We start from the raw sequence: 16,600 nt of genomic DNA, 5'->3' as shown, positions 1-16,600 counted from the left end.
GATCCCGCGTACCGCGTACGTGGTGCTCCTGTTCCTACTCACCGCCGTGGGATTTCTGGTTCTTCCGGCAAGTGCTGACACCACGACCTATCTTATTCAGGCTGCAAACAACGTATACGTATCAAACTATACGATAGATCCGGCAGTCCTCTTTACCGGGGATACCGCGACGGCAACGTTTTATGTCACCAACGGGAATGCAAACCAAAGCGTCATGGTCAACCATGCAACCTTTGGTGATAATGATATCCTTCTCACCAGCGGCTCGTACGACACCAATGTCAATATCGGGCCTCTCCAGACCCAGGCGTTCGTATTCTCCGTCGGAACCGACAAGTCTGTGGGTACCTATTATCCATCCTTTTCCTTAAGCTTCAGCGCCGGCAACGGCCTGTATTACCGGACTCCGGTCAAGGTGGACAATACGCCCCTTGTCATGACCATTGCTGACCAGCCGGATGCATTCGCCCAAGGGGTAAAGGAGACTATCTGTGTACAGATCTCCAACCCCCGCGACAACGACGTAAAAAATGTCATCTTAGAAGCCACCGGGAATGACGTCACCCTTACGCCTTCAAAGACCTACATCGGGTATCTGGCTGCCGGAACCAGTACTATGGTTAATTTCACCTCTACAGCTGATGATCCGACAACCCTCTTCCTGAATGTCAATTACGATAACGGGGATAATTCCCATACCATCAACGCGACCCTGCCAATCGTGTTTACGACTGACAAGCTGCAGGCTGACCCGGTGATGAGCAATATTGTTATCGCCCTCAACAACGGGACTTACGATGTCACCGGAGATGTAACCAACGCCGGTCTTTCGAACGCAAATGGTGTAACGGTCACATCGCTCTCTCCCGCCGTGCCGCAGGACCCGGAAAGGAATTACGTGATCGGTACACTCAAACCTGACGACTTCGGCAGTTTCGAGATCACCTTTACCGCCCCGGATGGCACGACGAGCGTTCCCCTCCAGCAATCCTACAAAGACAATGACGGCAATGTGATCACCTCCATCCAGAATATTGATCTGACCAAGGCTACAACAAAGACGGACTCACAGCCAAGCATGCTCCCGGCACTGGTCGTTGTCATTATCATTGTGCTTGGCATAGGTGGGTATCTCCACATGAAGAAGCGGAAGAACCAGTAAGGGATGGGGCGTTATGCAGCCGGTCATCCAGTTTTCTGATGTGGTTAAGATCTACCCGCTCAAGGCCGGAGATGTAACCGCACTTAACCACATCTCATTTGAAGTGGAACGGGGGGAGTTCATCTCGATCATGGGGCCCTCGGGTTCCGGCAAGTCAACGCTGCTGAACCTGATGGGATGCCTTGATACGCCGACCACCGGGGATATTTTTATGAGCGGGATCGGCGTGCGCGATATGAGCGATATCGAACTCACGAACCTGCGACGGGATCGCATCGGGTTCATCTTCCAGTACTTCAATCTCTTCCCGCTGTTAAACATTATCGAGAACGTCAGTTTCCCCCAGATGCTCAAATCGCAGGCAAGCGTTGACTCGAAAAAAGCCGTCGAAGTACTCCATGCCGTCCAGCTTGAAGAACATCTCTACACCCACACGCCGCTTGAACTCTCGGGAGGCCAGCAGCAGAGGGTTGCTGTTGCACGGGCGCTTATTAACGATCCGGATATCCTGCTGTGCGATGAACCAACGGGTAATCTCGATTCAAAGACCGGTGCGAGTATCATGGAGCTCATGACGGAACTGAACAGGAAAGGCTCGACCATTATCGTGGTGACTCATGACCCCCACGTTGCCAGTTACACGAACCGGACGATCCGGATCGTGGACGGGAGAATTGAAGAATGAGCACCATATTCTGGGAGATCTCCAAACGAAACATCCGAATCCACATGCTGCGCTCAAGCCTTGCGATGCTCGGGATCATTATCGGTGTCGTCGCCATCGCGTCCATGGGCATCCTCGGGAACAGCATGGTGCAGGTGGTTTCCGCGAGTCTTTCTTCCGTGGGAGACAGCGTGATTGTCACCCCCTACAGCGGGGGTGGAGGCGGTGGTTTTGGCGGCGGTGGTGGAGGGAGCTCGGCGAACCTGATGCTCACCGACCAGAATTACCAACAGATCAAACGCGTGGTCGCCCCGAACGTGGCGATTCCTGTTCATTCGACATCTGAGCACATGAAAGTGGGTGTCGGAAGCGACGACATTGTGGCAATCATTTACGGAATTCCGCCGGACCAGACCAAAGACCTGCTCCCCGACCTCGAAGCCGGAGATTACAACAACGGGAACTCCGGCTGCCTCGTGGGATCGACATTTGCAACGGATCATAACGTCAAGGTCGGTTCGCGGATTTCCATCGGGACCGGTGGGCAGTACGGCACGCTCAGGGTCACGGGCATTATCAAGGAGCGGGGGATGAGCTTTGATATCAGTACCGACAGTGCCATTGTCGTGACAAAAGACTGGTTTGAGAACACCTACAACACGGCTGACGAATACAATGAAGTAGTCGTGAAGGTCACCAGCGGCGATACGGCAGATGTGAAGACCACCATCGAAAAGCAGCTCAACCGGAACATCAAAGAAAAGACCGTATCCGTGATTGACAGCAAGGCAACGCTTGCTACCATCTACCAGACGTTTGGCACGATCACGACTTTTGTCACGGCAATCGGAGGTATCTCGATGCTTGTTGCCGGGGTATCCATCTTCAATATCATGATGATGTCGGTCAACGAGCGGATCAAGGAGATCGGGATCATGCGCAGCATCGGCACCCAGAAAAAGGAGGTGATGAGCATGTTCATCTACGAGGCCGCCATCATCGGAGTGATCGGAAGCCTGATCGGGGGGATCCTCAGTATCCTTGGCGGGTACGCCATCAGCGCCCTGATGCTCAAGACCACAGAGTACCTCTTCACTGTGTCGAGCATGATGTCAGTGGTCGAAGGAGTGAGTTTTGGGATCATCATCTCTATTCTCTGCGGAATGTATCCGGCGTGGCAGGCGGCAAACCTCAACCCGATTGATGCCCTGAGGCACGAATAATCTTCTTTTTTACCGGGGCATACGTCTATTATCGGCCAGGTGTACCCTTCTCCTGTATGGCCGGACCTGTCATTCATACCGAGTATGGCGATATTGACTGGAACGAAGTCTGGAAGGCCCGGCAGGACCGGAACGACGCCGCACGGATTGCCGGGGACACTTCGCATGACTGGGACAGGAAGGAGAACGCGGACCGGTATGCAGCACAGTCTGCCGGTGAATTCGAGAAACGTATCCGGATGATCCTTGACGGTCTTTCTGTCAACCGTACGACGAGGGTGCTGGACATCGGTGCCGGGCCGGGGACGCTCGCGATCCCGCTTGCCGGAAAAGTGCGGGATATCACCGCGGTGGAACCCGGCGCAGGAATGATCGCGGCGCTTGAAGAACGGGCAGAAAAAGAGGGAATCAAAAACATCACCTGTATCCGGAAATTATGGGAGGAGGTGGATCCGGCAAGCGACCTTTCCGGACCGTATGACCTGGTAATCGCCTCGCTCTCCCTTACGATGCATGATATCCGGGATGCAGTACAGAAGATGGATGCGGTCTCGTGCGGCGAGGTCTGCCTGTACTGGTTTGTGGACCCGCCGTTCTGGGAGCGGATGTATGCCGACCTCGTGATGCCGCTTCATGGAAGGCCCTATTATCCCGGACCAAAAGCGGACTGCCTCTGGAACGTCCTGTACCAGACAGGGATCTATGCAAATGTCGAGATGCTCCCGCTGGATAAGGAGTACCGCTTCCCTTCACGAGGTGAGATGACGAACTTTTTCCGGAGAAGATTTGGCGTGACGACTAAAGAGCAGGTGGTGATACTGGATACGTACCTGTCACCGCTTGTACAGCAGGCAGGGGATGAGGTTGTGATCTCGGGTAACTCGACGTTCGCGAAGATCTGGTGGAAGAAAGCAGAGTGAAGGCCCCTCGTCATGCAGCAGGTTTTCCAGGTAAATTACCTCAACAATTCTCAGATAGTCCCAAAAGATAACAGGTATCGTCTCCTCCGGGTACCGCTCCCTGTCCATAGAGGGAAAGGTGAGGTTGTCCGGGGATAGTGCAGGCACTCGATCTGCCGGAGATCATCTGCTTTGGGGAGCGATCGCCGAATGAATGCTTCCGTGAGGCACTCAGGGTGCCGACCCCCGGATCTCGTGCCCCCGCATCCAGGACAATACCCCGGCAATACCAATGATGATGACAGACGCCCAGAGAGCGGCGTCGATCCCCCGGATGAAGGCATCGGAAACTCCGCCCACGAGATTGGTGGTGCCGATAAAGACTTGGAAAGCCACATCCCTTGGTATTGAGGCAGCAGAAACGGTGATGGCAATCACGAAACTTCCCAGTATCCCGATATTCTGCATGGTCCGGAGGATACCCGATATCCCGCCATATGATCCCTGCGGGGCGTTTGCCATGACGGCACTGTTGTTGGACGGGAAGAACATCGCCGTCCCGAGGCCGGAAATACCCGATGCAACCAGCACCACCCAGAAGGGGGTGTCGACCCGGAACGTCAGGTAGACGAGCGTTGCAAGGATCAGCACCACGGTGCCCAAGGTGGCGAGCACCCGGGCCCCGTACCGGTCGGACAGCCTGCCCATGTAAGGCGAGAGCAGGCTGCCCACCACGTAGCCCGGCGTAAGGAGGAGCGCAGCATCGAGCGGGGAAAGTGCCCGAATGCCCTGCAGGTACATCGTGATCAGGAAGACCACCGAGAGGTACCCGAGGCTCAAAAAGAAGGCCGCCATCATGGAATACCGGAGGACCCGGTTGCGCAGCGCGGAAAAATCGATGATGGGTCGTGCCGTCCGCCGTTCGAAGAGCACGAAGAGAACGATGAAGACCAGACCGAGACAGAGCGCGACAATGTTTGCAAGCGCAGTCCCTTCGGTTGCAAAGTCCACCCCGGAAAAAGAGATAAAGGTGAGCGCAGCACCCAGGAGGACCATGCCCGTGAGATCGAGTTTCGCATGCACCCGGGGATTATCTGTCAGGTACAGGAAACCAAGCACGGTAGCCGCAATCCCGATCGGGAGGTTGATGAAGAATATGTATTCCCAGCTGACATAGGTCGTGATGACGCCGCCCAGCACGATCCCAAGCACGGCACCGCTCGTCCAGCCTAGTGATATATACCCGAATGCGGTCCCCCGTGCATTGGGCGGAAACGTGTCGGCAACTATGGCCCCGCTATTTGCCTGCATCAGCGCTCCCCCGATTGCCTGGATGCCCCGGGAGAAGATCAGCCAGGAGATGCCTGGGGAGAGGCCGCAGAAGAGCGACCCCATCGTAAAGATACCAAACCCGGCATTGAACATCCGGCTCCTTCCATAGAGGTCACCAATCCGGCCGAGTTGGGTGGTACAGATAGCGACAACAAGGAGATAGATCAGGATCACCCAGAGCGTGGCGATGAAGTCGGCATGCAGGGAATCGGAGATAGTGGGAAAAGCGAGAATAACAATAGTGGAGTCGATCGACCCCATGAGCGTACCGAGCATGAGGATGGAAATAATAATCTTCTGCTTCGTGTCCATGCGGTGTCTTATGAAAGATTACCATAGCCGGTTAATGTACCTGTCGAAGAGGTGCAAAAAGCAATATATTTATATTAATATAAGTGAGAATGCCTTCCATGCCACTCAAAGAGCAGATTATGGAAGTTATCGGGGGGCCCCATGTTGCAGCTGTCGCCACGCTGGACGGGAAGCTGCCTGCTGTTCGGTTCATGGTGCTTTCTGGCTTTCCCGACATGACCCTTGTCGGGGCGACGATGAAAGCTTCGGATAAGGTAGGCCAGCTGAAGAAAAACCCTGATGCGGCCCTTGCCATCTGGTCAGGAAAGGAATACTCTGATCCGTACGTCAATATCAGGGCAAAAGGAAAGATCCACGAGGATGTGGCGACCAAGAAGAAGTACTGGAACCCGATGTTCGAGCAGTTCTTCAAAACACCGGAGAATCCAGATTTTGTCGTGCTTGCGTTCACTGCTGGTGAGATCACGTACCACGGAAAGAATATGTCAAGCATGGAAGTCTGGAAACGCTGAAACTTTTCCAGCGTTCCTGATTATACGGATCGGCGATGCGTCGTACCCGGCTACCGCAGGTATGGATGGTTTCTTCGTAACAAACCAAAATATTGGTTAAGGTCGGCGCGACTTTGTTGTTCACTTCAAAAAATAGGAAAAATATTGGATACCGGAAAATTTTTTCGTTATCAGGAGTGCGCTAAAGAAGCGACGGTGTGACAGGACGGATCGTTCAGTTCCCGCCAACCCTTTCTATCCGTCCCATCGCCTCTTTGAGCCGGTCCAGTGATGCTGCATACGAGAGCCGGATCCAGCCGGGAGCATCGAATGAGCTGCCCGGGGTAACCGCCACGTGTCCCTCTTCGAGCCACCGGGCTGCGATTGCCATATCATCGCCATCTACTTTCACGAAGGCATAGAATGCGCCATCGGCGGGTGCGGTCCCGTATCCCATCCGGTTCAGTTCGGCGATCATGTATTTTCTCCTGCAGTCGAATTCCCTGCGCATCTCCCCGACACACTGCTGGTCTCCTTTGAGTGCCGCAACTGCACCCCACATGGCAAACGTTGTAGCCTGTGAGACCGAGTGCTGCTGCACCTTGGACATCTCTTTGATGATCGCTAAAGGCGCCGCCGCATACCCGAGCCGCCAGCCGGTCATTGCGTAGGCTTTTGAAAAACCGTTGATCGTGATTGTCCGCTGTGCCATATCGCCGATACTGGCAAGCGAGATATGTTCTTTCCCGTACACCAGTTTCTCGTAGATCTCGTCAGACATCGCGTAGATGTCGTGATCCTCGCAGAGATCGGCGACAAGTTTCATGGATTTCGCATCGAAGACTGCCCCCGAGGGGTTCGAGGGGGAGTTGACCACGATCATCTTGGTGCGGGCGTTGATTCGTTCGAGAATCGAATCGTCGAGCTGAAAGGTCTTCTGGTTGACCGCATGTTTCACGATCTTTCCGTTTGCCATCTGGACGCAGGGCTCGTACGAGACCCAAGCCGGCGTGAGGAGGAGGACTTCATCGCCGGGGTTTAAGGCCGCCTCCATGCCCTCGTAGATGGCGTCCTTCGCCCCGCAGGTGACAATAACCTGATCCGGCTTACAGGGGAACTTGTTCTCTTTCGCGATCTTGTCGCTGATCGCGGTGAGCAGCTCGGGAATGCCGTTGCTGGGCGCGTAATGCGTCTCTCCCCGGTTCAGGGCATCGATGCAGGCATCCCTGATGTGTTTCGGGGTATCGAAATCGGGCTCACCGATCGAGAGGCTGATGACGTCGATGCCCTCCCGCTGCATCTTCTTTGCCTTGTTGGAGATCTCGATCGTCGCGGAGGGGGCAATCCCCGCGACCTTCTCCGAGAGCTGCTTCATTGCAATCGTTTGACAAGTTTTACGGCGGATTCCACGGCGCGCTTTGCATAGTCGATCCGCTCGTTCGCCTCGAGCCGGCTCATGCCGGGCCCGGAGATACCGAGCGTCACGGGCTTACCGAACTCTAAGGAGAGGTCGATGATCTTCCGGGCCGCGTGCTGCACGACGATCTCGTCGTGCTGGGTCGCCCCTTCGATCACGCAGCCGACGGTGACGACCGCGTCGACCTTACCTGCCGCAAGCATCTTTTTAATGGCAAGCGGCATGTCAAAGGCGCCTGGCACGTACAGGCAGTCGGTTACTTCTGCTCCGAGGAACGCAGCATGCTCCCGCGCCTCGATCTCCATCATGTAGGTGATGTCGCGGTTGAATTCCGCGACGACAAATCCCAGTTTTATCGGTTTTGTGTCACACATAGCTGATCATCTCGTTTGGATCCACATAAATCTGTAGATTATTCTCACCGGCGGGCCGGGCCGGCATCCTCAAATCCCTGGCGCTGACCGGTGCCGGCGTCTTTGGTGAGGACCTCGGGGTGAAGGACGAGTTTTACCGCGTTCTGTGCGTGCTCACGGGTACGCCGTTCGGCCAGCCACGCAAGTTCCGCATCGTCCTTTGCCTCGTCCTCGTGCACGAACACCTCAATGATGTGGTGATTCGTCATGAGCTGGCACATGATAAGCCCCTGCGACGCCTCATGGGCGCAGAGCTTGTCCTTCTCCTTTCCGCCCGGCATCCCGAGAGCCATCACGATTTCGCACCGGCGTTCTTCGATCAGTTTCTTGCAGGCAACCGGCAGGTCTTTTATCCCCGGCACGGTCACCCGCTCGATCGCCACGCTCGCGTGCTTTTTGAGCTCGTCGATGGCGAACGCTCCCATGTTGACGCGTGAGAAGGTGGTGTCGGCAACACCAACCTTCATCCCAGCACCTCAGCAGCGGCCCCGACACCGTCGCCTTTGACCTTGTAGCCGGCTTTTTTCAGGCCATGCTGGGTCGCAGCGAGGGTCGCGAGGATCTCGGGAGCGCTCACGGCGCCCATCGTCCCGATACGGAAGATCTTGCCCTTAAGGTGGTCCTGTCCGCCGGCGATGATGATGCCCATCTTCTTTATCGTAGCCCGGACCTCGTCATCCCTGACACCTTCGGGATACGAGACCGCGGTGACGGTCGTTGCATACTCGTGCTTCGCATCGAGTTTCGGGAAGAGGGAAAGGCCCCATGCCTGTGCGGCAGCACGGACGGCCTTTGCCATCTTCTGGTGGCGGGCAATCCGGTTTGAAAGTCCTTCTTCCTCGATGATGAGGCAGGCCTCGCGGAGTGCCAAAAACAGCGGGACCGCCGGGGTATAGGGCGTCTCCATCGGTTTTCCGGCAGCGCTCTTTTTGTACGCGGCAAGGTCGAGATAGTAGGGCGGGTTTTTCGTGAGCCGCTCCCAAGCCCTGCTGCTTACCGCGACCGCAGCAAGCCCGGCCGGGGCGGCAAGGCACTTCTGCGAACCGACGATAGCGACATCCACGCCCCACGTATCGGCTTCAACCGTGTCGCCGCCGACCGAGGTGATGCCGTCCATGATAAAGAGTGCGTCGTGCTTGTGCGCCAGTCTCCCGACTTCCGCCGCAGGGTTCTTGATCCCGGCCGAGGTCTCGTTGTGCACGAGCGTGACGATCTCCGCACCCGCTTCGAGCCGTGCTTCGAGCGCTGCAAGGTCGAGCGGCGTCCCCCATTCTGACTTGATCTCGTGCGCCTTACCATAGCGCTGGCTGATCTTGTAGAGCCGCTCGCCGAACTTGCCGTTCACGAAGCAGGCGATCTCCTTATCCCTGCCGAAGTTTGCGACCGCGGCTTCCATGCCGGCCGTGCCGGACCCGCTGATCACAACGACATCGTTTGCTGTTCCGAATGCAGTCTTTAAGACCCTCACACAGTCCGCATAAACTGCGCCAAACTCGGCGCTCCGGTGGTTGATTGCCTGGCGCGACATTGCGAACCTGACCCGTTCCGGCATCGGTACCGGGCCCGGCAGCATAAGGAGTAATTCTTTTTCCATGTGGATCTGCCAATAGTATATTTATATAGACGGGATATAAGTTTGGATGGCTTATATGGCAGACGTGAGCATAATCTGCGGATCGGCATCCGATGCAGCGGTTGCCGACAAGGCAAAGAAGGTCCTTGACGATCACAAGGTATCCTGGGACTACCAGGTCATCTCCGCTCACCGTGACCCGGACACGCTGGATGCATATGTCAAAAGCAGCCCGGGCAAAGTCTTCATCGCGATTGCCGGGCTATCTGCGGCACTGCCGGGAGTTATCGCGTCAAAGACCGACAAGCCCGTCATCGGTGTGCCGGTCAGCGGGACCCTGAGCGGCCTCGATGCCCTGCTCTCGATCGTCCAGATGCCAAAAGGTGTGCCGGTTGCCTGCGTGGGGGTTGACAACGGCGACAACGCGGCGCACCTCGCGATCCGGATCCTGAAACTGGCAGAGAAGTAATACGCGAAGATAAACGCGTGAACAGGATTATCCCTTTTTCAGCCCTACACTGATGCCATGCCCGTCTTTTCCGACCCGGTCGTAACCCTTGAAGGGGTCTCGCTCCGGAAAGTTTCACTCTCGAACCTCGACCTAGAGGTGACGATCCGGGTGGAGAACCATAACCCGGTCGGTGTGACCCTGAAGGAATGCCCATTTGCGGTGCTGTGCAAAAAAGAGGGGGACAACCGGCAGATCGCCACGGGCAATACGGGAAACGCAAAAATACCGGCTCATTCCGTCACCATGCTCAACGTACCGGTCACCTCGCACAATGCGGCCCTGGCCGGGGCGCTCGTATCTTTTGTTACAAAAGGGGGAATCGAGGTAACCATCGAGGGCAAAGCGGTCGTGAAGTTCCTGATAGTCACAAAACCGGTACCGTTTTCCCGGACTGTGCCGGTCACCATGGTACAGATTGCCGGGATCGTGGCCGGGCAGGAGAAGCAGGACTGACAGGAAAGACGGCTATTTCTTCTCCGTCTTCTCTCCAAACAGCTCGTTCACCATCTTCACGGCGCACAAATCCCCGCACATCGAGCAGGTATCGGTCTCCCCATCACGGCAGTGGATTTCCCGTGCATGATCACCGTACAGGGCAAGCCGGAACTGGGCGTCCCAGTCGAGCCGGTGCCGGGCATCCGCCATCTGCACCTCGCGCTCCATCCGGAAACCTTCGTGGTGCCTGACGGTATCGCCAATATGCGCCGCGATCTTTGCGACCCGGGTCCCTTCGATGATGTCCTTCACGTCCGGCAGGGCGAGGTGCTCGCTCGGCGAGACCATGCAGAGGAAATCCGCCCCGTTCCGGCAGGCCTCCGCTCCCCCGATCGCCGCGACCACGTGGTCGTAGCCCGGCGCTATATCGGTGACAAGAGGGCCGAGCAGGTAGAGCGGGGCGTGATCGGTGATCTCCTTTATCATCCGCACATTGTAGCCCACCTGGTCGAGCGGCATGTGCCCCGGTCCCTCGATCATCCGCTGGACACCCCGGGCAAGGGAGCGCTTCGCAAGCGTCCCGAGCGTTACGTACTCCACGGATTTCGCGAGTTTGCCTGCATCCTGCAGGCAGCCGGGCCGCATCCCGTCCCCGAGGCTGATCGTGACATCGTGCTCCGCGAGGATGTCAAGGAGGTAATCGAACTCTGAATAGAGCGGGTTCTCCTCGTCCCGGAGCATCATCATCGCGCAGTGGAACGTCCCGCCCCGGCTCACAACCCCCATCAGGCGCGGGTCGAGCCTGAGGGCGTCGAGAGCCTGCCGGTTCACCCCGCAGTGGAGCGTTAAAAAATCCACGCCCTGTTCACAATGCTCCCGGATGACCCTGAAAAGCAGGTCGGCATCAACATCGGCGGCGTTTCCCGCCCGGCGCACCGCCTCGTAGACCGGCACCGTGCCCACCGTGGTATCGAGGGCAAGCATCTTTTTCCGTATCGCGACAAGGTCCCCGCCGGTCGAGAGATCCATGATCGCATCGGCCCCGTTATCGAGTGCTGCCTGCGCCTTCTTTTCCTCAAGGGCATAATCGCACCGGGTGCCGGATGTCCCGACATTCACGTTCACCTTGACCATGCACCCCTCCCCGATGGCACAGGAGCGGTGCCGGCGTTCCGGGTTGGCCGGAATTACGATCCGCCCAGCAGCTATACGACGAGCCATCAGTTCCGGGTCCATGCCCTCTGCCCGTGCAGCCTCAGCGACATAATCGGGAACAGAGGAGGCGCACCTGCGGACAAGCACATCCATAACAAACATCTGTTGGTATGCTTTATTATTGTACATGAAGGTCAGGTGGATACCCGAACAGGGGCCATTCGCGAACTCCTATATTTTCGGCACGGTCCTTGTGGATGCCGGCGTACTCCCGATGGCCGTCCAGCCGTTCAGAGATGAGATCGACACCATCGTCCTGACCCACTGCCATTTCGACCATACCGCCCATCTAAAAGAGATCTCCCACCTGTGCCGGGCGAAGATCGCGATCCACCGGGACGATGCCGGGGGGCTTATCGACGACGGCAAAAGCCTCTCTATGCAGTTTGGCGCCCGCTCGCCCGGCGTCGTGCCGGATATCGTACTTTCCGACGGGGACGTAATCGGGGGCCTGACGGTCATCCACACGCCGGGCCATACCCCGGGAAGCTGCTGCTTCTACTCGGCACCGGACAAGGTGCTCATCAGCGGAGATACCGTATTCACCGACGGGGCATTTGGCCGCTACGATTTCCCCGGGGGGAGCAGGCAGGCGCTTGAGAGGTCCCTTGACCGGCTCGCGCCGCTCGATGTCGAAGGGCTATACCCGGGACACGGGGAGCCGGTGGACTGCAGCGGGAAACGGCACATCGCGGCGGCGCAGCAGCTCATGAAGGGCGGGTATGGATAAGGGAATCTACTGTCTCGTTTTAAAAAATCCTGCCTGCACCGTCAGCATCGGGGCGCTGGGTGCCCTGCACTTCGAAGCCGGCTGGCATGGGTATATCGGGTCTGCCCTCGGGCCCGGCGGCCTGGCGCGGCTCGAACGACACCTGCATCTCGCGACCCGCCGCGACCGGCATCCGACGTGGCACATCGATTACCTCCTGACCGATCCCCGCTTCCGGCCTGCCTATGCCGCGAGCGCCCCGACAGAGGAGCGGCTCGAATGCCGGCTTGCCGTCGCCCTCGCCCGGGGAGGCACGGTGGTGGAGAAGTTCGGGTGCAGCGACTGCGACTGCCCGTCCCATCTCGTGTACCGGAGCAGGGACCCGAAAGGTGAGATCCTCGCGGCGTTTTCCAGCTTCGGGCTCTCTCCCCGGATCAAAACTATCATTACTCCTGAAACAAAGGGTAATCTATGAAAGTTCTCGGGTTATCGGGCAGCACGCGAAAGAACGGGAACACTGCTCAGCTCATCAAAGTGATCCTCGGGCAGTGCAGTGAGGCAGGAATAAAAACGGAATTTGTCTCCCTTGCCGGGAAGAAGATCCTTCCCTGCACCGGCTGCGGGAAGTGCAAGGAGAAGAAATGGTGCGTAATCGAGGGGGATGACTGGGGGGGCATCGCGGAGAAGATGCTGGAGTGCGAGGTGCTCGTGATCGGTTCGCCCACGTATTACTACGATGTCTGCGGCCACCTCAAGAACTTCATCGACCGCACGTACTCGCTCTATCATGACCGCAAGCTCCTCGGGAGAAAAGGGATCGCGGTTGGCGTCCAGGCATCGGCCGGTGCGGAACGCACGGTGAAAACGATTGAAGGGTTCCTCAGCACCCACGAGTTTGCATCGCTCGGTTCGGTCACCGGCACGGGAACCGACGAAGGAGATATCATGAAGGATGCAAAAGCCGTGGCGCATGCAAAAAAGACCGGGGACAAGATTGTCAGGCTGCTCCTGCCCCACCATGACTAGGAGGGGGGCGATCAGTACCCGTACTGTTTCCCGGTCATCCCGTCAAGGGAGATCTTCACGATACAGACCCGTTCCAGCTCTTTTTCTGAAAGCCGGTATTCCGGGCCGCCGTAATGCCGCATGATGCAGTTCATCGCGGCACATTTTTTTGCATAATCATCGAGAATGCTCGCAGTTCCGGTGCAGATGACGCTTGTGTACCGCATCTCCCACTGGCAGGGATCATCGCTTCTGACCGGCCCGTCGGTGTTGTCCACTTCGATACAGCAGCGCGGGTTTTTTGCAAGCATCCCGATCTTTTTTCCTGCCGGCGCCGAGTGGATATAGATTGTATCGTCCCTGTACCCGAAACAGACCGGTACCACGTAGGGTTCGTTTTCGTCGGCGAGGCCAATCCTACACACCCCGGCCCCGTTGAGGATAGATTCTATCGCGCTCTTGTCCGTGATCTCCCGGTCTTTCCTTCGTATATGAGCGGCTTCCTGCTACCGGTTTAACCCGTCCCGATAAAAAATGCCCGCGGAACGGGTGCGGTCAGGCCCGCCTGTAGAGGGTCGTGCGCCTGCACAGCGTTCTGCCCAGGTCTTCTGCCACCCGCTGCATCTCGGCCGGGTCGAGGAAGTCCGTGTTTGTCGCCCCGGCCCCCTTGGAGATGCTCTCCTCGAACATGGTACCGCCGAGGTCATTGGCACCGGCAAGAAGGCCCAGCTGCGCCATCTTGATCCCTTCCTTGACCCATGAGACCTGGATGTTTTTGAAATTGTCGAGGAAGAGCCGGGCGACGGCGACCATCAGGGTGTCCTCCCGGCCGGTCGCTCCCGCCCGGGCCTCGCCGTTCCGGAAGATCGGTGTGTTCATGTGGATGAACGAGAGCGGGACAAACTCCGTAAAGCCGAGGGTTTCGTCCTGGATCTGCCGGAGCAGGGCGAGGTGACGCACCCGGTCCTTCTCACTTTCGCAGTGGCCGTACATGATCGTCGCCGTCGTGGGAATGCCGAGGTGGTGGGCCTCCCGGATGATACGCATCCATTCTTCGGTAGAGATCTTCTGCGGGCAGATCTTCTCCCGGACCGTATCCACCAGGATCTCTGCCGCCGTCCCGCACATCGAGTTGAGCCCGGCGGCCTTCATCTGCGAGAGCACCTCTTTTGTGGTCATGCCGCTCTTCCGGGCTGCATACGCGACTTCCATGGGGTTGCCCGCGTGCAGGTGAACGCCCGGCGCCGCCTCGCTGATCCAGCGGTAGACGTCGAAATAAGACTGCGCGGTAAATGCCGGGTGCAGGCCGCTGACCGTGCAGATCTCTGTCACCCCCCGGGACTTCGCGAGCCGCGCCTTCTCTTCGATGACCGGCTTGTCATGGAAGTAGATTCCCTCATCGCCCGGCTTTTTCGAGAACCCGCAGAAACCGCAGGCGTTGACGCAGAGATTGGTCACGTTGATGTTCTGGTTGCGGACATAGGTGACCGCATTGCCGGCGACCTTTTCCCGCTTTTCATCGGCGGCGGCGGCGATCTTCCAGACATCCCTGTCGCGAGTCGTAAAAAGGCGCAACGTGTCTGCTTCGCTGATCCGGTGTCCACCTGCTGCATCGGAGAGGATTGCTGAAAGGCGACTGTCCATACCTGCACTACCCATCCTGTGTGTCACACTGTGTCATACTAAACATAAAACCTATCGCTGGGCCGCCTGCCCGTCATGATTATAATACCACGACACCAATGTGCATCGTAGAGCATTATGGAGAAGATCACCGTTCACCTGCCCCACAAGGATGCAGAAGGCATCGTCATTCCGCTTGGGCCGGCAAACCTCGTAGCCATTATCACCGATGTCGGGCTGGTCGGGTGCGGAGCCTTCGATGTGGCGGCACTGGACTCGTTCAGTTACCCCGCGGCAAAAGTCCGCCCCGCAACCGGGCCGTCAATCGTGAATACCAACGATATCCTCACCGGCATCGTTAAGGAGACAAACCGGGGGGCGATGGGGCGCGGGATCACCAACGGCATGACCGGGAAGCAGGCGCTGGAACGGCTCTGACCGCTGCCTGTCTCCAAAAAAGCAAGGGGAAAAATCGTTTTTAAAAAGGGTTACCTGCCGTTTCGGCGGCTTACGCCAGCTCGTACAGCGTCGTCCGCTGCCGGAGGACCCGTCCCAGGTCCGTTGTCATCCGCTCCATGACCACCGGGTCGAGGTAACTGGCGTCCCCTGCACCCGCATCCACGGAGACTTCATCGGTAAACATCGTGCCCGCGAGGTCGTTTCCCCCGCAGAGGAGCGCGAGCTGCGTCATCTTGAGCCCGAGCTTGCCCCACGAGACCTGAACGTTGTCGAAGTTATCCAAAAAGAGGCGGGAAACGGCGATCATAAGCAGGTCCTCCCTGCCGGTTGCCCCGGGCCTTGCGATCCCCTCGGTAAAGAGTGGGGTATTGGGATGGATATACGACATCGGGATCCACTCGGTAAACCCGTGTGTCTCGTCCTGGACCTGACGGATGATCGCCATATGGTCCACCTGGTCGCGGGCAGACTCGTAAGAGCCGTACATGATGGTGGCGGAGGTGCGGATGCCCAGCTTATGGGCCTCTTTGATGATCCGCACCCATTCGGCACCGGAGATCTTTCGCGGACAGATCACCTTCCGGACAGACTCGATCAGGATCTCTGCGGCGGTCCCCTGCAGTGACCCCAGGCCGGCGTCCCTGAGCGCGGCAAGTACTTCGGCGGTCGTCAGTTTGACTCTCTTTGTCGCATGGGCCACCTCGTCCGGGCTGAAGGCATGGACGTGAATCTCCGGGGCGATCCCGTGCACCGCGGCGACCAGCCCCGTGTAACTGTCGAGGTCAAAGGCGGGGTTGACCCCGGAGAGAAAACAGATCTCGGTGACATTGCGTTTCTGTGCCTGCCGGACGCCTGCCTGGATCGTGTCGCGGTCGAGGCAGTAGGCCCCGGGATCGGTCGCTTTTTTGCCAAAGCCGCAGAACCCGCAGAGGTTCTTGCAGATGTTGGTCACGTGCAGGTTCTGGTTCCTGACATAGGTGACGATATCCCCGACCTTTTTTTCGCGCATCTCGTCAGCAGCCGCGGTAATCCGGAAGACGTCCCGGCCGGTCGATTTCATGAGGAATTCGCCCTCCCCGGGGGTGAGCCGGTGGCCGGCCAGACAATCGCTCAGCAAAGGGATAAGTGCGGGTGCCATGTTCATTACCACCGGGGAC

Annotated in this window: 20 protein-coding genes; 11 read left to right on the top strand and 9 right to left on the bottom strand. The window is 57.8% G+C overall.

Annotation, left to right across the window (positions count from 1 at the left end; genetic code table 11):
• The first annotated feature begins 19 nt into the window (after positions 1-19).
• Genes ACLQMU_RS00780 through ACLQMU_RS00765 form a run of 4 tightly spaced genes read left to right on the top strand, consistent with a single transcriptional unit; the run spans position 20 to position 3,969 of the window.
• Positions 20-1,162 carry a hypothetical protein gene (locus tag ACLQMU_RS00780; RefSeq protein ID WP_443673489.1) on the top strand — a complete coding sequence of 381 codons (1,143 nt, stop codon included), beginning with the start codon at positions 20-22 and terminating at the stop codon, positions 1,160-1,162.
• 13 nt (positions 1,163-1,175) lie between these two features.
• A complete protein-coding gene (locus tag ACLQMU_RS00775; RefSeq protein WP_422148420.1) occupies positions 1,176-1,847 on the top strand; it encodes an ABC transporter ATP-binding protein in 672 nt (223 codons plus the stop codon).
• Positions 1,844-3,049, top strand: a complete 1,206-nt coding sequence (locus tag ACLQMU_RS00770; protein WP_424039416.1) for an ABC transporter permease — start codon at positions 1,844-1,846, stop codon at positions 3,047-3,049. Before ACLQMU_RS00775 ends, ACLQMU_RS00770 begins: the two co-directional genes overlap by 4 nt.
• Positions 3,050-3,105: 56 nt before the next feature.
• Positions 3,106-3,969, top strand: a complete 864-nt coding sequence (locus ACLQMU_RS00765) for a class I SAM-dependent methyltransferase (RefSeq protein ID WP_424039417.1) — start codon at positions 3,106-3,108, stop codon at positions 3,967-3,969.
• Between the two features lie 210 nt (positions 3,970-4,179).
• Here ACLQMU_RS00765 and ACLQMU_RS00760 read toward each other — a convergent pair whose 3' ends face one another.
• On the bottom strand, positions 4,180-5,592 hold the full coding sequence (locus tag ACLQMU_RS00760; protein WP_424039419.1) for an MFS transporter: 1,413 nt from the start codon (positions 5,590-5,592) through the stop codon (positions 4,180-4,182).
• A 98-nt stretch (positions 5,593-5,690) separates the two neighbouring features.
• Between ACLQMU_RS00760 and ACLQMU_RS00755 the strand changes: the two genes are divergently transcribed.
• Positions 5,691-6,104, top strand: a complete 414-nt coding sequence (locus tag ACLQMU_RS00755; RefSeq protein WP_422149362.1) for a pyridoxamine 5'-phosphate oxidase family protein — start codon at positions 5,691-5,693, stop codon at positions 6,102-6,104.
• Between the two features lie 214 nt (positions 6,105-6,318).
• Here the strand turns inward: ACLQMU_RS00755 and ACLQMU_RS00750 are convergent, their stop codons facing one another.
• The 4 genes from ACLQMU_RS00750 to ACLQMU_RS00735 are packed head-to-tail and all read right to left on the bottom strand — an operon-like array spanning position 6,319 to position 9,507.
• Entirely contained in the window at positions 6,319-7,458 is a 1,140-nt protein-coding gene (locus ACLQMU_RS00750) for a pyridoxal phosphate-dependent aminotransferase (RefSeq protein WP_424039421.1), read from the bottom strand.
• On the bottom strand, positions 7,455-7,874 hold the full coding sequence (gene ribH / locus ACLQMU_RS00745; RefSeq protein ID WP_325409073.1) for a 6,7-dimethyl-8-ribityllumazine synthase: 420 nt from the start codon (positions 7,872-7,874) through the stop codon (positions 7,455-7,457). The genes ACLQMU_RS00750 and ribH overlap by 4 nt, the downstream gene beginning before the upstream one ends.
• A 44-nt stretch (positions 7,875-7,918) precedes the next feature.
• On the bottom strand, positions 7,919-8,380 hold the full coding sequence (ribC, locus tag ACLQMU_RS00740) for a riboflavin synthase (RefSeq protein WP_422149364.1): 462 nt from the start codon (positions 8,378-8,380) through the stop codon (positions 7,919-7,921).
• On the bottom strand, positions 8,377-9,507 hold the full coding sequence (locus ACLQMU_RS00735; RefSeq protein ID WP_422149365.1) for a pyridoxal-phosphate-dependent aminotransferase family protein: 1,131 nt from the start codon (positions 9,505-9,507) through the stop codon (positions 8,377-8,379). The genes ribC and ACLQMU_RS00735 overlap by 4 nt, the downstream gene beginning before the upstream one ends.
• A 55-nt stretch (positions 9,508-9,562) precedes the next feature.
• On the opposite strand from ACLQMU_RS00735, the gene purE reads away from it, so the two are divergent.
• Together purE and ACLQMU_RS00725 are read left to right on the top strand one after the other, a co-directional pair.
• Positions 9,563-9,955 carry a 5-(carboxyamino)imidazole ribonucleotide mutase gene (gene purE, locus ACLQMU_RS00730; protein WP_422149366.1) on the top strand — a complete coding sequence of 131 codons (393 nt, stop codon included), beginning with the start codon at positions 9,563-9,565 and terminating at the stop codon, positions 9,953-9,955.
• 57 nt (positions 9,956-10,012) lie between these two features.
• Positions 10,013-10,450 (top strand): LEA type 2 family protein, encoded by a 438-nt coding sequence (locus ACLQMU_RS00725; protein WP_424039424.1) that lies wholly within the window; start codon positions 10,013-10,015, stop codon positions 10,448-10,450.
• A gap of 12 nt (positions 10,451-10,462) precedes the next feature.
• Here ACLQMU_RS00725 and thiC read toward each other — a convergent pair whose 3' ends face one another.
• Complete coding sequence (gene thiC / locus ACLQMU_RS00720; RefSeq protein WP_422148637.1) at positions 10,463-11,749, bottom strand: phosphomethylpyrimidine synthase ThiC; 1,287 nt, start codon at positions 11,747-11,749, stop codon at positions 10,463-10,465.
• A gap of 25 nt (positions 11,750-11,774) precedes the next feature.
• On the opposite strand from thiC, the gene ACLQMU_RS00715 reads away from it, so the two are divergent.
• From ACLQMU_RS00715 to ACLQMU_RS00705, 3 genes are read left to right on the top strand one after another with little or no spacing between them, the layout of a single operon-like run.
• Positions 11,775-12,377 (top strand): MBL fold metallo-hydrolase, encoded by a 603-nt coding sequence (locus ACLQMU_RS00715; RefSeq protein WP_424039427.1) that lies wholly within the window; start codon positions 11,775-11,777, stop codon positions 12,375-12,377.
• Positions 12,370-12,831: a GIY-YIG nuclease family protein gene (locus ACLQMU_RS00710; protein ID WP_422148417.1), complete on the top strand. Its 462-nt coding sequence runs from the start codon at positions 12,370-12,372 to the stop codon at positions 12,829-12,831. Before ACLQMU_RS00715 ends, ACLQMU_RS00710 begins: the two co-directional genes overlap by 8 nt.
• A complete protein-coding gene (locus tag ACLQMU_RS00705; RefSeq protein WP_422148416.1) occupies positions 12,828-13,382 on the top strand; it encodes a flavodoxin family protein in 555 nt (184 codons plus the stop codon). The genes ACLQMU_RS00710 and ACLQMU_RS00705 overlap by 4 nt, the downstream gene beginning before the upstream one ends.
• An 11-nt stretch (positions 13,383-13,393) precedes the next feature.
• Here ACLQMU_RS00705 and ACLQMU_RS00700 read toward each other — a convergent pair whose 3' ends face one another.
• Together ACLQMU_RS00700 and cofH (ACLQMU_RS00695) are read right to left on the bottom strand one after the other, a co-directional pair.
• On the bottom strand, positions 13,394-13,813 hold the full coding sequence (locus ACLQMU_RS00700; protein WP_422148419.1) for a pyridoxamine 5'-phosphate oxidase family protein: 420 nt from the start codon (positions 13,811-13,813) through the stop codon (positions 13,394-13,396).
• A gap of 103 nt (positions 13,814-13,916) precedes the next feature.
• The gene (cofH, locus tag ACLQMU_RS00695; protein ID WP_424039429.1) at positions 13,917-15,005 is read right to left on the bottom strand and encodes a 5-amino-6-(D-ribitylamino)uracil--L-tyrosine 4-hydroxyphenyl transferase CofH; all 1,089 of its coding nucleotides are present in this window, start codon (positions 15,003-15,005) and stop codon (positions 13,917-13,919) included.
• A 117-nt stretch (positions 15,006-15,122) separates the two neighbouring features.
• Between cofH (ACLQMU_RS00695) and ACLQMU_RS00690 the strand changes: the two genes are divergently transcribed.
• Positions 15,123-15,422, top strand: a complete 300-nt coding sequence (locus ACLQMU_RS00690; RefSeq protein ID WP_422148414.1) for a YunC family protein — start codon at positions 15,123-15,125, stop codon at positions 15,420-15,422.
• Positions 15,423-15,492: 70 nt separating this feature from the next.
• Here ACLQMU_RS00690 and cofH (ACLQMU_RS00685) read toward each other — a convergent pair whose 3' ends face one another.
• The gene (gene cofH, locus ACLQMU_RS00685; protein ID WP_422148413.1) at positions 15,493-16,581 is read right to left on the bottom strand and encodes a 5-amino-6-(D-ribitylamino)uracil--L-tyrosine 4-hydroxyphenyl transferase CofH; all 1,089 of its coding nucleotides are present in this window, start codon (positions 16,579-16,581) and stop codon (positions 15,493-15,495) included.
• Between the last annotated feature and the right edge of the window lie 19 nt (positions 16,582-16,600).

The organism is Methanoregula sp., from assembly GCF_052325125.1.
In the GTDB taxonomy this organism is placed as follows: domain Archaea; phylum Halobacteriota; class Methanomicrobia; order Methanomicrobiales; family Methanospirillaceae; genus Methanoregula.
The sequence above is the reverse complement of the archived record's forward strand: the minus strand, read 5'-3'. Positions and strand labels throughout refer to the sequence as shown.